Origin of the sequence: Williamsia deligens, assembly GCF_024171765.1 — a bacterium.
Taxonomy (GTDB): Bacteria; Actinomycetota; Actinomycetes; order Mycobacteriales; family Mycobacteriaceae; genus Williamsia_A; species Williamsia_A deligens.
In genome coordinates, this window is sequence record NZ_JAMTCI010000001.1 from 2032796 (window position 1) to 2048066 (window position 15271).

At 69.4% G+C, this 15271-nt stretch carries 10 protein-coding genes and 1 pseudogene; 5 read left to right on the top strand and 6 right to left on the bottom strand.

Features of this window, described 5'->3' with window-relative positions:
• The 6 genes and pseudogenes from LX14_RS09630 to LX14_RS09655 all read right to left on the bottom strand — a co-directional run.
• A pseudogene (locus LX14_RS09630) lies at positions 1 to 347 on the bottom strand (hypothetical protein); the annotation flags it as partial.
• 339 nt (positions 348 to 686) lie between these two features.
• Positions 687 to 1937 carry a pyridoxal phosphate-dependent aminotransferase gene (locus LX14_RS09635; RefSeq protein WP_253646995.1) on the bottom strand — a complete coding sequence of 417 codons (1251 nt, stop codon included), beginning with the start codon at positions 1935 to 1937 and terminating at the stop codon, positions 687 to 689.
• A 33-nt stretch (positions 1938 to 1970) separates the two neighbouring features.
• The gene (locus LX14_RS09640) at positions 1971 to 3203 is read right to left on the bottom strand and encodes an EAL domain-containing protein (protein WP_253646996.1); all 1233 of its coding nucleotides are present in this window, start codon (positions 3201 to 3203) and stop codon (positions 1971 to 1973) included.
• A 157-nt stretch (positions 3204 to 3360) separates the two neighbouring features.
• A complete protein-coding gene (locus tag LX14_RS09645; protein ID WP_253646997.1) occupies positions 3361 to 6804 on the bottom strand; it encodes a heterodisulfide reductase-related iron-sulfur binding cluster in 3444 nt (1147 codons plus the stop codon).
• Positions 6805 to 6920: 116 nt separating this feature from the next.
• Complete coding sequence (locus tag LX14_RS09650) at positions 6921 to 8132, bottom strand: acyltransferase (RefSeq protein WP_253646998.1); 1212 nt, start codon at positions 8130 to 8132, stop codon at positions 6921 to 6923.
• Positions 8133 to 8337: 205 nt separating this feature from the next.
• Positions 8338 to 9387: an alpha/beta hydrolase family protein gene (locus LX14_RS09655; protein ID WP_253646999.1), complete on the bottom strand. Its 1050-nt coding sequence runs from the start codon at positions 9385 to 9387 to the stop codon at positions 8338 to 8340.
• A 244-nt stretch (positions 9388 to 9631) separates the two neighbouring features.
• On the opposite strand from LX14_RS09655, the gene dnaK reads away from it, so the two are divergent.
• From dnaK to LX14_RS09680, 5 genes are all read left to right on the top strand, one after another.
• Positions 9632 to 11482 (top strand): molecular chaperone DnaK, encoded by a 1851-nt coding sequence (gene dnaK / locus LX14_RS09660; RefSeq protein WP_253647000.1) that lies wholly within the window; start codon positions 9632 to 9634, stop codon positions 11480 to 11482.
• Positions 11479 to 12132: a nucleotide exchange factor GrpE gene (gene grpE / locus LX14_RS09665; RefSeq protein WP_253647001.1), complete on the top strand. Its 654-nt coding sequence runs from the start codon at positions 11479 to 11481 to the stop codon at positions 12130 to 12132. Before dnaK ends, grpE begins: the two co-directional genes overlap by 4 nt.
• A 137-nt stretch (positions 12133 to 12269) precedes the next feature.
• On the top strand, positions 12270 to 13460 hold the full coding sequence (gene dnaJ / locus LX14_RS09670) for a molecular chaperone DnaJ (RefSeq protein WP_253647002.1): 1191 nt from the start codon (positions 12270 to 12272) through the stop codon (positions 13458 to 13460).
• 86 nt (positions 13461 to 13546) lie between these two features.
• Positions 13547 to 13942 carry a heat shock protein transcriptional repressor HspR gene (locus LX14_RS09675; protein WP_253647958.1) on the top strand — a complete coding sequence of 132 codons (396 nt, stop codon included), beginning with the start codon at positions 13547 to 13549 and terminating at the stop codon, positions 13940 to 13942.
• Between the two features lie 126 nt (positions 13943 to 14068).
• Positions 14069 to 15271, top strand: a complete 1203-nt coding sequence (locus LX14_RS09680) for a hypothetical protein (protein ID WP_253647003.1) — start codon at positions 14069 to 14071, stop codon at positions 15269 to 15271.

A 15271-nucleotide genomic window follows, 5' to 3' on the forward strand; every position in this document is an offset into this window, starting at 1 on the left:
GACGCCGGCACGTTCAGGACGGCACCGACCTCAGCGGTCGCACGCTCCAACCCATCTGGCCCGTATTCGGCTCGGGGGTCGCGTCCGGCGAGATGATCCATCCCCGCAGCCAGCAGTTCGTCGAGCGACTTCCGTTGTCCGGACTCGTGTTCGGCGACCTCGACCAGATAGTCCTCGCACCGTTCGTCGTGGATCAGCGAGGCGGCGCACAACATCCGATAGTCGGCCGACGAGGTAATCGCCCGACAGTGCGACAGGATCTCCACCAGCTCGTGGGCGGGGAGCGCCGAGTCGGCAGCCAACGACGCCACCACACCCGAGGTGTCGAACATCCCCGTCCCGCTCATGTGTTCGATTGTACGGTCGCCCACCGACAAGTTTCTGGTGTCCCGGAATCGGTGGCAGCGGTCGCCTTCCGCGAGACGGTGCTCGACGCGGAACGTGCAGACCGCGCCGCGGAGCGCGTTCATCGGGCGCTGACGAAATCGGGAGGCGGAGACGACCACGGATGGGTTCTTCGACAGCCACCGCCCGCCAACCGGGACGGAGTCGTCACGACCACACCACCCAGAGCTGTCACCGACGCGCTGCCAGATAACCGGTACCGATGCCTCGACAGATGCCCACCGACAACACCGCCGGGCTGCGACGTGCCTGTGGACAGCCCGTTCAGGGAGCGGTGGCGGTCACTGGCGGTAGGCGGAGAGGAAGTTGCCCAGACGCTCGATGGCGTCGACGATGTCGCGCGTCCACGGCAGCGTCACGATGCGCAGGTGGTCCGGGGTCGGCCAGTTGAAGCCGGTGCCCTGGACGACCAAAATCTTCTCGCGCAGCAACAGGTCCTGGACGAACTGCTCGTCGTCGTGGATGTCGTGGTACTCCAGGTCGATCTTGGGGAACGCGTAGAGGGCGCCCATCGGCTTCACGCAGCTGACGCCGGGGATCTCGTTCAGCTTCTCCCACGCCGCGTTGCGCTGCTCGAGGAGCCGGCCACCGGGGAGGACGAGGTCGTCGATGCTCTGGTACCCGCCGAGCGCGACCTGGATCGCATGCTGGCCGGGGACGTTCGAGCAGAGGCGTGTCGACGCCAGCAGCGACATCCCCTCGATGAACCCGCGCGCGTGGTCCTTCGGTCCGGTGATGGCGACCCACCCGGCGCGGTAGCCGCACACCCGGTACGCCTTCGACAGGCCGTTGAACGTGAGACACAGCAGATCGGGGGCCAGCGACGCGATCGAGATGTGCTTGGCGTCGTCGTAGAGGATCTTGTCGTAGATCTCGTCGGCCATGATCAGCAGCGAGTGCTTCCGCGCGAGATCGGTGATCTGGGTCAGCACCTCCCGCGAGTAGACCGCCCCCGTGGGGTTGTTCGGGTTGATGACCACGATCGCCTTGGTGCGGGGCGTGATCTTCGATTCGATGTCGGCGATCGACGGGTTCCAGTCGTTGTCCTCGTCGCAGAGGTAGTGCACCGGCTTGCCGCCGGACAGCGCCGTCATCGCCGTCCACAGGGGATAGTCCGGCGCGGGGATCAGGACCTCGTCGCCGTCGTCGAGGAGGGCCTGCATCGTCATCGTGATGAGCTCGGAGACGCCGTTGCCGAGGATGACGTCGTCGACGTCGAAGAACGGGAAGTCGATCGTCTCGTACCGGGTGACGACCGCACGCCGCGCGGACAGCACCCCCGCCGACTCGGAGTAGCCCTGCGAATAGGGCAGCGCACGGATCATGTCGCGCATGATCACGTCGGGTGCCTCGAACCCGAACAGCGCCGGGTTACCGATGTTCAGCTTGAGGATGCGATGGCCCTCGGCCTCGAGTCGTGCAGCATGTGCGTGCACCGGCCCGCGGATCTCGTAGCACACGTCGCGCAGCTTGGCCGACTGCTCGAGGGGCTTGAGGGGGGTCGATGTATGAAACACGTGCGGTCTGCTCACCCGTTCATGATCGCACCGGCGCGCAACGCGATTTCAGCCGCCGGGCGGGGTCGTCTGCGACGCGGGTGCGGGACGTCCGAAGAGGTACCCCTGGGCGTGGGTGAAACCGATCTCGCGGAGCACCCCGACCTGCGCGTCGTTCTCGACCCCCTCGGCCACCGACCGGATCCCGAGCTCGTCCGCGAGGCGGCAGACGGTCTCCACGATGCTGCGTCTCGTCGCGCCCGTGTCGATGCCCTCGATGAGTGATCGGTCGATCTTGGCGACGCTCACCGGCTGGTCGACCATGTAGCGGAGCGCGGCGTACCCCGTCCCGAGGTCGTCGACGGCGATGACGCACCCGAGCTCTGCCAGCTCGCGGATCGTCTGTGCGGCAGGGGAGTCCGCGGTGATGAGGTCACGCTCGGTCACCTCGATCCACAGCGACGCCGCCGCGACACCCTCCCTGGCCAGGGCGTCGGCGACATGCGCGGTGAGCGCGTGGTCGACGAGTTGTTGGGACGAGAAGTTCACCGAGACGAACAGGTCGGCGCGACCGGAGCGGCGATGCCAGACAGCGAGTTGGCGGATCGCCTCGACGACACCCCACCTGCCGATCGGCACGATCAGCGACGTCTCCTCGGCCGCGTCGAGGAACTCGCCGGGGAGCCGGACGCGATCGTCGACGGTCCACCGCAGCAGCGACTCGTAGCCGACCACGTCGAGTGTGTCCATCGTCACGATGGGCTGGTAGTGCAGGGTGAACGCCTCGCCGACCGCGTTGGCGAGCTCTGCGGCCAGCTGGATCTCCTCGCGCAGGTCCGCGATCGAGATGTCCGCCGCGTAGGCGAGGTGCACCCCGGTGGTCGTGGCGTGGTGGACCGCTGCGATGGCGCCCTGCAACACCTCTCGCACGTCGGTGCCCGACACGTCACCGGGCAGCGCGACACCGATGTGCGTCTGGACGAAGTAGTCCACGCCGTCGAGGGTGACGGTCGACGAGAGACGCCGGGACACGTCCGCGAGGAGTCGGTCGGGGTCGGTCAGGTCGACGTCGAGGATGACGACGACGAGGTCGGCCGCACCCGCGAACACCACACCCTGATCGCCCACGAGATCGGAGACGGCGACCAGGGTGGCCTGGCGGATGTCGAGACCCGTGGTGCGACCGAACGCGGCCGCGATGCGGTCCGACGACTCCATCTTCACCGCGATCGCGGCGAGGCTGCCCGGACGGATGTCGGCCACCACCTCGGACATGTCCGAGTCGGAGAGTGCGGAGAGCATCGATCCCGGTGCGTCGGGCCGTCTGACCACCCCGCGCCTCCCGTCGCTGTCGGGTGCCGGAGTGACACCGTCGTGTTCGCGGAAAGGATAGCTGCCGGTTTCCCGGGTGTGGGGGCGACGTCCGCGCGGAGCGAATGTCCCCTGTTCGGACTACACGTCAGCGACCGCCGGGACGCTTCTTCCCGGCCGCGATCCCGAAGCCCGCCGACTTCGCCGGACCGGTCTCCTCGACGACACGATCCGAGGCGCCCGAACCGTTCTCGCCCGAACCGTTCTGGACCGAGCTGTTCTCGCTCGCGCTGTCCGATTCCGCCGATGCGGACTCGGTGGACGTGGACCCGGTGGACGTGGACCCCGCATCGGACTCGACCGGTGCGGTCGCCTCCGCCGCGCCGTTGGACTCCGCGGACCCATTCGACTCCGCAGACCCATTCGACTCGGCAGTGCCGTTCGAGCTCGCCCCGTTGGACGACGCACGCTGGCCCGGTCGCTTCCCGGCCGCCATGCCGAAGCCTGCCGACTTGGCTGCGGGAGCGGCCTTCTCGGGCTCGGAACTCGTGGGCTCGGACTTCTCGGGCTCGGACTTCGTGGGCTCGGCCGCCGGGGCCGATGCCTTTTCGCCTCCGCCGGCGGTGGCCTTCTGGCCGGGTCGCTTGCCGCCACTCATGCCGAAGCCCTTGGCCTTCGGCTCGGGAGCCGGTGTGGCCTCGGCGTTCTCGGACGTGGACGCCTGCGCGGTCGACGTCTCGGCCGCGGCGGGTGCAGCGGTCTCGGCCTTCTCTTCGCCGCCGGAGGTGGCCTTCTGACCCGGTCGCTTGCCGCCACTCATGCCGAAGCCCTTGGCCTTGGGCTCGGCAGCCGGTGCGGCCTCGGTGGTCGACGCCCCGGCCGCAGCGGTCTCGGCCTTCGGGCTGTCGCCGGACGTGGCCTGCTGACCGCCACCGGAGGTGGCCTTCTGGCCCGGCCGCTTGGCGCCACCCATGCCGAAGCCTGCGGCCTTGGGCTTCGCCGGTGCCGCCGCGCTCGCGGTGGTGTCGGCGGTGTCGCCGTGCTCCGTCTTCGCCGGCGTGCCACCGGTTCCGGCCGGCTGCTCGCTCGCGGGCTTGAGACCCTCGGCCTTCTGCCCGTCGCCGGAGGCGGCCTTCTGCCCGGGCCGCTTCATGCCCTTGCCCATACCGAGTCCGACGGTCGGCTTCGGGGCCGCGGGTGCGGTTCCCGTCGCCTCGGCGGCCGCCTGGGCCGGCTCGGCCTCGGTGGTCGTCGCGGTGACCGCGTGCGCGGCCTCGTCCTTCTGGCTCTCGTCGGCGATCTCGCCACCGGCGGTGATCACCGGACCGAGATAGCGCCCGCCACGGCGGATCTCGGGCGCGCCACGGGTGACGGACTCGAGCAACAGCTGCGACACGTCGACGACCTCGACGGTGTCCTCACGGTCGGTCCCGCTGGTCTGGGCGGTGGCACCGTCGCTGAGCATGACACGGCAGAACGGGCAGCCGGTCGCGATCTTCTGCTTGTTGTCCTTGTCGCCGCCCGCACCGAGGGTGGAGAGGGCTTCGTCGACGCGGTCGATGTTGATGCGCTTGCCGATGGACTCCTCCATCCACATGCGCGCACCGCCGGCGCCGCAGCACATCGAGCGCTCGCCGTGGCGCGGCATCTCGCGCACGGCCGAGCCCGACGCGGCCATGAGGGCACGCGGCTCGCTGTAGACCTTGTTGTGGCGGCCGAGGAAGCAGGGGTCGTGGTAGGTGACGTCCTGCGACACCGGCGCCACGGGGATGAGCCGCTTGTCGCGGACGAGGCGGTTCAGCAGCTGCGTGTGGTGGACGACCTCGTACTTCGCCCCGAGCTGCGGGTACTCGTTGCCGAGCGCGTTGAAGCAATGGGCACAGGTGACGACGATCTTGCGCTTCTGCTCGGGCGCGGTCGCGAAGACCTCGCCGAGGGTCTCGATGTTCTGCTGCGCCAGCATCTGGAACAGGAACTCGTTGCCCGCGCGGCGAGCCGAGTCACCGGTACAGGTCTCGCCCTGTCCGAGGACGAGGAAGTTCACGGCAGCGATGTCGAGCAGTTCGGCGACGGCCTTGGTGGTCTTCTTCGCACGGTCCTCGAACGCGCCGGCGCAGCCGACCCAGAAGAGGTACTCGAAGCCCTCGAAGGTGTCGACGGTCTCACCGAAGACCGGGATCTCGATGTCCATCTCGTCGATCCAGTTGTTGCGGGTCGACGCGTTCTGACCCCAGGGGTTGCCCTTGTTCTCGAGGTTCTTGAACAGGCCGGCGAGCTCGCTGGGGAAGTCCGACTCGATGAGCACCTGGTAGCGGCGCATGTCGATGATGTGGTCGACGTGTTCGATGTCGACGGGGCACTGTTCCACGCACGCACCGCAGTTGGTGCAGCTCCACAGCGTGTCCGGGTCGATGACACCGCCCGCGGAGATGCCCTCGCTCGGGCCGACCAGAGGCCGCTCCGCCTCGGCGCGGGCCTTCTCGGGGATCTTCGCGATCCGCGCCTCGTCGGGGTTGCCGTCGGCGTCGACGAGACCGATCTCGTCGCCACCCATGTCGGTCTTGCCGCCCGCGAGCAGGTACGGGGCCTTGGCGTTGGCGTGATCGCGCAGCGAGGTGATGAGCAGCTTCGGCGACAGCGGCTTGCCGGTGTTCCAGGCGGGGCACTGGCTCTGGCAGCGACCGCACTCGGTGCAGGTCGAGAAGTCGAGCCAGCCCTTCCAGGTGAAGTCCTCGATCTTGCCGGCACCGAACAGGTCGACGTCGGGGTCGGCCTCTTCCATGTCGAGCACCTTGCCGCGCGACGTCATCTGCTTGGCGGCGCCGAGAGCGACGGACCCGTCGGCCTCACGCTTGAAGTAGATGTTGAAGAAGGCCGAGAAACGGTGCCAGGCAACGCCCCAGGTGATGTTGCGACCGACGACGGCGAGCCACACCATGCCCGACATGAGCTTGATGACGGCGGCGATGCAGACCCAGAACGGGTCGATGCCCTCGAACGCCATCGCGAAGTAGTGCGTGAAGAACGACGTCCAGATCGGCGGGTCCTCGACACCGGAGGCGATCTTGAAGGTCTTGACGAAGATCATGCCGAGGCCCTCGAGCAGGACGACGGCCTCGACGAAGTACGCGGCGGCGAACCCGGAGCCGGAGAAGCGGGACAGACGCTCTGCGCGACGGGGGTGGTTGCGCTGGCGGATGACGATCAGCACGAGGATGCCGATGACGGTGCCCAGGCCGAGCACCTCGTCGGCGAAGATGTAGATGTCCCAGGCACCGACGACCGGCCAGTGGAATTCGGGGTCGAACGACTGCCCGTAGGCCTCGAACCACAGCACCGAGCCGAGCAGGAAGCCGACCATCACCAGCCAGTGCGCCCAGCCGACGGTGCGGAACTTGACCATCCGCGTGTGGCCGGCGAACTCCTTGACCATGGTGAGGAAGCGGGGGACCACCGGGGTGAACCGGTTCGGCGCCTTCTGTCCGATCAGGATCTGACGCACGGTGTGCGTCACGCCCTGTACGAAGAACGCCCAGCACACGATGCTGAGCGCGGCGGCGACGGTCCCGATGGTGATTGTCGTGGCGTTCACGGCGCGTGGGCCTCTCTGTCAGGGCTCGCTGTCCGGGGCCCTTCTCGAGAGAATGCCCGGGTTACCTGTCAGTAAACGGTACGACCCGGACGTGTCGCCACGCAGTGAAGGTCAACCTAAGTTGCCTGGGCAGAGCGCCGAAACGGCACTCTGGGGCGCCCTGTGAGATACAGCGCACCGGGCGCGCGACGCAGACATTCGGCCACCGCGAGGGTGACGGCGACCGTCAGCACGTAGACGACGGCCGTCGCCCAGGGCGAACCGAGATGCTGTTCGAACCAGCCGACCTGTGGTCCACCGGCGAATCGCGGCAGGATCAGCACCTGGAGGACGAGCACGTGCGACAGGAAGATCGCGAAGGAGCGATTGGACGCGTAGGCGACCACACCGTTGAACCGCGGGGTGCCCTCCCGCCGATCGGACCACCACACCGCGGCGGCATACAGCGCGGTGATGGCGCAGAGGATGAACGGCTGCAAGGTCGGCTGCAGGGCGAAGCTCGCGTCCGTCGGGATCTGTCCGTCGTCGAGACGCATGCGGTAGGTGAGCACCGCGAACACCGCGGACGCGACCAGCGCCCCGACGATCCACCATCCGCGACCGCGCAGGAACGCGTCGACCCGCTCGCGGTGGACCGCGCACACCGCGCCGAGGAACACGAAGAACTGGTACGGCAGGAACGTCGAGTAGGCGTGCCACCAGTTCTCCGCGATCCAGGTCCCCGGTGTGAGCACCGGCGGGAGATGCGCGAGCGCCAGCAGGAGCCCGATCTGCACCGCGCCGCTGACGGCCAGCAGTGCGAGGTGGTGACCCCGGGTGGCGCGCACCGCCCACAGGATCAGCGGGAACAGCAGATAGAACTGCATGATCACGAAGATGAAGTACAGGTGGAAACCTGAAGTGCCCCATGCGAGGCCGCTGCCCAGCGACGACAGCGAGAAGGGCAGCTGCGACCATCCCGACGTCTGCACCACCGCGAACGCCCAGTAGACGACCGACCAGATCAGGTAGGGGATGGCGACCAGCTTGAGTCGACGCGACCAGAACTGCCAGGTCGAGAAGTCCTGCTTGGCGTAGTTGCCGTACATGAGGACGAAGCCGGTGAGGAAGAAGAAGGAGTTGCGGGTGAAGTGACCCGCCATGCCGAGACCGTTGGTGACGACGCCCTGGTCGGCGTTGGTGTTCGTCAGCACGTGCACGAAGATCACCAGCAGGAACGTGCTGCCGCGGACGAGGTCGAGCTGATGCAGGTGGCTGCGCCGCACGCGCGTCGACGGGACCGGCGCGGTGGTCGCGGTCGGTGCGGTCGTGCGCAGGGACGTGGTCATCGTGCTGCTCGCGTCGTCGGGGGCGGTGTGCGGACGAAGCTACCAACGCTGGACGCATGGACCCATTCCCGTGACCCGGGCCACAGGCGTCCGCGACGGGGCACCGTCGGCAGGCGTTCGGCGGGAACGGACATGGCCCCACCCTGGTCGGCGGACCTGTGAGGACCCTGGCCGTCGGCTGGCAGACGCCGGGACGTCGTGGGCGTCAGGACACCGATCGCGCGGACTCCACGATGAGGTCGACGACAGTCGGGAACGCGGGCGACCCGCGCGTGACCAGTGCGGAATGGGTCTGGCCGGGGAGCAGTCGAAGCGTCGCCCGCCCGTCGGCGCGGTCCACCGCGGCGACATACGTCTGTGACTGGACGGGCGGGACCACGGTGTCCCGCGTGCCGTGGACCGCCAGCACCGGCACTGTCGGGTCGATGTTCTCGATCGGGTCGACGGTGCGGTAGCGGTCGGGAACGGTCGCGGGAGTGCCCCCGAGGATGCGCACCACGCGCGAGTCACCCCGCTCCGCCGCCAGTCGCATGTTGAGCGGGCCGGCCAGAGAGATGATCCGGGTGGGCTGCCAGAGCGGTTCCGATCCGACCTGGCGGGCCTGCAGGCGGCCGCGGGTGCCCACCCACACCGCGAGCTGGGCGCCGGCGGAGTGGCCGACGATGACCGACGACGACGCGTCGATCTCGGGGTTCTCCCGGTCGAGCGTGGGGACGAAGTCGGTGGCCGCGGCGACGTCGGTGAACGTCGTCGGCCAACCGCCGCCGGACCCCAGACGCCGGTACTCGATGTTGTAGACGGCGATCCCGTGGGACGCGACGGCGCGGGCGAGCGGATCGAAGGTGGCCGCCCCGAAGCGCGAGGCCCAGCCGCCGCCGTGCACCAGGACCACCAACGGCAGGGAGTCACGCGGGTGCTCACCCGGGGGGAGATAGAGGTCGCCGTAGTTCTGGCGGGGATCCGGGGGTGCCGGACGATCGGCCGGTGCCCGGTCGACGGCGGGACCGGCGCCGTCGGCGGGCTGCGAGAGATAGAAGTACCGGTGCACCGTCACCGCGGACGGTGACGCGACCGGTGCGCCGACGGTCGCCTGGGAGGGCTGCGCGGTGTCTGCGGTGTCGTGACGGGCGTCGTGACGCGAGACCACCGCGGCGACGCCGACGACCAGTGCCACACACACGATGACCAGGGCGAAACCGACTGTGGCGGACCTGCGCCGGGGCAGTGATCGGAGCGTGCGGAACGCGCGGGACATCGGCGGAGACGATACGCCGCGCGGGGGTGCCGCGCCGCCCGGCGTCATGCCGGGCGGCGGTCGGGAACATTTCGGCCACCGGTTCGTTGAACCTCTCGAAACCTGAGTGTGATCGACTCAATCCGGTTGACGCCGGTTCGGCTGACGGGTAGTACTTGAGTCGTCCACGCTGAGGTTCTCGAGACATCGTTCACGACGTCGCCGAGCTTGACCCGGCGACGCGCAACACAGGAGGCAACAAGACATGGCACGTGCTGTCGGAATCGACCTCGGCACCACGAACTCGGTGGTGGCCGTGCTCGAGGGCGGCGACCCCACGGTGATCGCCAACGCCGAGGGTTCGCGCACCACCCCGTCGGTGGTGGCGTTCGCCCGCAACGGCGAGGTTCTCGTCGGGCAGCCGGCGAAGAACCAGGCGGTCACGAACGTCGACCGCACCATCCGGTCCGTCAAGCGCCACATGGGCGAGGGCGACTGGACCACCTCGATCGACGACAAGAAGTACACCCCGCAGGAGATCAGTGCGCGCACGCTCATGAAGCTGAAGCGCGACGCGGAGGCGTACCTGGGTGACGAGGTGACCGAGGCGGTCATCACGGTCCCCGCGTACTTCAACGACTCGCAGCGTCAGGCCACCAAGGAGGCCGGCCAGATCGCGGGCCTCGAGGTGCTGCGCATCGTCAACGAGCCGACCGCGGCGGCGCTCGCCTACGGCCTCGACAAGGGCGAGAAGGAACAGACCATCCTCGTCTTCGACCTCGGTGGCGGCACGTTCGACGTCTCGCTGCTCGAGATCGGCGACGGTGTCGTGGAGGTCCGTGCGACCTCCGGCGACAACAACCTCGGCGGTGACGACTGGGACCAGCGCATCGTCGACTGGCTCGTCGAGAAGTTCAAGGCGCAGAACGGCATCGACCTGACCAAGGACAAGATGGCCCTGCAGCGTCTGCGTGAGGCGGCGGAGAAGGCGAAGATCGAGCTGTCCAGCGGACAGAGCACCTCGATCAACCTGCCCTACATCACCGTCGACGCCGAGAAGAACCCGCTCTTCCTGGACGAGCAGCTCTCGCGCAGCGAGTTCCAGAAGATCACCTCGGACCTGCTCGAGCGCACCCGTGCGCCGTTCCAGGCCGTCATCAAGGACGCCGGCATCGCCGTCGGCGACATCGATCACGTGGTGCTCGTGGGTGGTTCGACCCGTATGCCCGCCGTCACCGACCTGGTGAAGGAGCTCACGGGTGGCCGCGAGCCGAACAAGGGTGTCAACCCCGACGAGGTCGTCGCGGTCGGCGCCGCACTGCAGGCCGGTGTCCTGCGTGGCGAGGTCAAGGACGTGCTCCTGCTCGACGTGACCCCGCTGAGCCTGGGCATCGAGACCAAGGGCGGCGTGATGCACAAGCTCATCGAGCGCAACACGACGATCCCGACCAAGCGCAGCGAGACCTACACCACGGCCGAGGACAACCAGCCCTCGGTGCAGATCCAGGTGTATCAGGGTGAGCGCGAGATCGCCTCGCACAACAAGCTGCTCGGATCGTTCGAGCTGGCCGGTATCGCCCCTGCGCCGCAGGGTGTCCCGCAGATCGAGGTGACCTTCGACATCGACGCCAACGGCATCGTGCACGTCACCGCGAAGGACAAGGGGACCGGCAAGGAGAACACCATCCGCATCCAGGACGGTTCCGGCCTGAGCAAGGACGAGATCGACCGGATGGTCAAGGACGCCGAGGCCCACGCCGACGAGGACCGCAAGCGCCGCGAGGAGGCCGAGACCCGCAACCAGGCGGAGTCGCTGGTCAACCAGACGCAGAAGTTCCTCAAGGAGAACGAGGACAAGGTCCCCGCTGACGCCAAGGAGAAGGTGGAGTCGGCGATCACCGAGGCGAACGAGGCGCTCCAGGGCACCGATCTCGCCGCCATCAAGTCGGCGGTCGAGAAGCTGTCGACCGAGTCGCAGGCTCTCGGCCAGGCGATCTACGCGAACGCCGCGGCGGATGCCGGTACGGCCGAGGGTGGTCCGAGCGCCGGCGGTGCCGACGACGTCGTCGACGCGGAGGTCGTCGACGAGACCGACGACCGTGGTGAGACCAAGTGACCGCTCAGCAACCGGGCACGCCCGAGGAGCCGGTGACCGTGACCGATCGGCGCCGCATCGACCCCGAGACGGGGGAGGTGCGGGCCGAGTCGGCCGCCACCGACACCGCGTCGGACGTGGGCCCGGGACAGGCCGCGGACTCCGCGGACGGTGACGTGACCGTCGACCCCGACGAGTCGGTCGCCGACGAGTCGGGGGCCGGCACGGACGCTGGTGCGTCCGATCCTGGTGCGGCACAGTCGGAGAAGGAGGCCGAGTTGCTGGCCGACCTGCAGCGTCTGCAGGCCGAGTACGCCAACTACCGGCGTCGCGCCGATCGCGAGCGCTCCGGCGCGGTGGAGTCCGGCAAGGCGAATCTGATGAACGCCCTGCTCCCGGTCATCGACGACCTCGACCGGGCCCGCGCCCACGGGGATCTCGAGTCCGGTCCGCTGAAGGGCGTGGCCGACAAGATCGTCGACACGCTCACCGCGCAGGGACTCGTTGCGTTCGGTGCCCCGGGCGACGCGTTCGACCCGGCACTGCACGAGGCCGTCCAGCACGACGGCGACGGTGCGGAACCGGTGGTGGGCCAGGTGTACCGCCAGGGCTTCCGCCTCGGCGACCGGCTGCTCCGGACCGCGATGGTCACCGTCACCGACGGGTCCTGACACCGATGGAGCGACGACCCCGCAGTGGCGCCCTGCCTGCGACAATGGCGGACACCGCTGCGGGGTCGACCCCGTCGTCCCCACAGACACGCACACTCACACAGACACACGACACTCATGACAGGAGGTGACGCCTGATGGCTCCCCAACGGGAATGGTTGGAACAGGACTACTACAAGGACCTGGGCGTCGCTTCGGACGCCTCGGCCGACGAGATCAAGAAGGCCTACCGCAAACTCGCGCGTGAACTGCACCCCGACGCCAATCCGGGGGACGCGGACGCCGAAGCACGGTTCAAGCGCGTCTCCGAGGCGCACAGCGTCCTGGCCGACCCGGCCAAGCGCAAGGAGTACGACGAGACCCGTCGCATGTTCGCCGGCGGCGCGTTCCGCGGCAACGGGGGAGCGAGCGGCTTCCCCGGCGGGTACACGCGCACCAGCGATTTCGGTGGCGGCGGGTTCGACGTCAGCGACCTGTTCGGTGGCGGAGGCGCGTCCGCCGGTGGTGGCGACGCCGCGTTCGGCGACCTCTTCGGCGGGTTGTTCAACCGGACGCCCCGCACGTCGTCGCGGCCCAAGCGGGGGAACGACCTCGAGGCCGAGACGACCCTCGCCTTCCGGGACGCGGCACGGGGGACGACGGTGGCACTGTCGCTGACGTCCCCGTCGCCGTGCACCACCTGCCACGGCAGCGGCGCGAAGCCCGGAACCAGCCCACGGGTCTGCCCGACCTGCAACGGCGCGGGCGTCGTCAGCCGCAACCAGGGTCACTTCGGCTTCAGCGAACCGTGTTCGGACTGCCAGGGCACCGGGTCGAAGATCGACGAGGCCTGCCCCGACTGCGCCGGCAACGGCGTCACCGTGCGGACCCGCACGATCAACGTACGGATCCCCGTCGGCGTCGAGGACGGTCAGCGGATCCGGTTGGCGGGCCAGGGTGAGGCCGGTCTGCGCGGGGCGCCGTCCGGCGATCTCTACGTCACGGTGCACGTCGGCTCCGACCCCGTGTTCACGCGGTCGGGCAACGATCTCAAGGTCGAGCTGCCCGTCAGCTTCGGCGAGATCATGCTCGGCGCCACCGTCTCCGTCCCGACGCTCGACGGCACGGTGGGGCTGAAGATCCCGCCGAACACCGCCGACGGCCGCACACTGCGCGTCCGTGGACGGGGTGTCCCCAAGCGGTCCGGTGGAGCGGGCGACCTGCTCGTCACCGTGAAGGTCGCCGTGCCCGGGTCACTCGGCCCCGAGGCGCTGGCGAAGCTGCGCGAATACGCCGACGCCGAACGCGCAGACGGGTTCCGTCCGCGCGACGGATGGGGTGATCAGTGATGCCCGGCGGGCCGCGGGACGACCGCTCCGGTCCCCGCTCGCAGTCCGAGGGTGTCACCGGGGGGCGTTCCGACACGGCCACGTTCATGATCTCGGTCGCCGCCGAACTCGCCGGCATGCACGCACAGACGCTGCGCACCTATGACCGGCTCGGTCTGGTGCGTCCGCAGCGCGCGGCGGGCGGCGGGCGGCGCTACTCCCAGCGGGACGTCGACCTGCTCCGCGAGGTGCAGCGTCTGTCGCAGGACGAGGGCGTCAACCTCGAGGGCATCAAGCGCATCATCGACCTGACCAACCACGTGGACGCGCTGTCGCAGCGGGTCCGCGAGCTGGAGGCGGAACTCGCCGCCGCACGGTCGGACCCCCGGCGACGCACCCACGGCGGCGAGCTGGTCCCGGTACCGCGGACCAGTGCGCTGGTCGTGTGGCAGCCACGGCGGCGCCGTGGTGAGGGCGACTCCGCCCAACGCGACCGCAACTGACACCTCGACGCGATCTGCGATCGTGAATCGTGGACGCGCGCCGACGTTTTCCTGTTCGGCGCGCCGCACACCTGATAGGTTCGCGCCGCGCGGTCACGGGGGCCGCCGGCGGGGTCGGGGGAACACATGGCGGTCAGCGGGCGGGTTGTGGGCGGCACGGTTCTGGCCGCGGTGACATCGGCGGCACTCGCCACGGCGATCCCCGCGGTGCCCGCGACCGCGGGGTCGTTCACCGCCCTGGACACCTGCGCCGCCGGGAGCGGAACCGTCACAGCGTCCGTCGACTGTCGTGACGCCGACAAGCCCCTCGTCGCCGCAGCACTCGCTGCGGCCGCGCCGGAGATCGTCAACCTCCTCGGTGGGATCGGGGCGCCGCCGACCAGCACCGCCGCCGTCATCCTCGGCGACGGCACCGCCCGCATCCACGGCACCGGCCTCGCGGTCGGTGTGCAGACGAGTTCGATTGCCGCCCTGGGTGTCCCCGGCGGTTCGGCCGACGCTGACGCGGTGACGCCGCTGTCCGGTGCGATCGCCGGTGCCTTCGCCCGCGGATCCGCCCGTGCGACCGCCGTGTCGGGGGTGTCGGTGGCGCTGAGCGGATCGGGCACGGCACAGGCCCTTGCGGTGGGCGGATCGGCGACAGCACTGAACGCCCTCGGCGCACGCGCCGTGCGATGCGTCGCCCTCTACGCCACCGCCTCCGCGGACGGGGTCGGGTCGTGCACGTCGATCCTGGTCGTCTTCACCGCGGAGAACACCGCGGGATCACCGGTGTGGACCTACGCGGTGGTGGACCCGACGTCGTTCCGCGTCACCATGATCGGGCTCGTCCCGGTGCCGGAGTTCAGCCGCGACCTCGTGCGCGTCTCGGTCGGTGGGCCGACCGGCGTCACCGTGGCCTCCGACGTGTTCCCCGGCGTGGCGCCCACCTCCGCGGCGGTCTCCCCGCCGCCGGCGGTGACGCTCACCGCCCGATCCGCGCTCGGACGCAGCGCCGCCGCGCACACGACCCCTGTCACGACCGCGTCGGCGCCGACGGAACCGACGGAACCGACCGAGACCGTGACGCCGCACGCGTCGACGACAGCCTCGGTGACCGTGCCGACCCAGACCGAGACGACCCCGTCGACGACGGCCTCCGAGGACAGTGGCGGTGCCCACCGCAAGGACGACGACGACACCACACCGGGATTCACCGTGCGACCGACCACGTCGTCGACCCCGAGCGCGTCAACGACCCCGACCACCCCGTCGACGTCGAGCTCCTCGCCGTCCGCATCCACCACCTCGGGTGGATCGGCGACGCCGTCGGAGGCCGCCGCGGGGTGA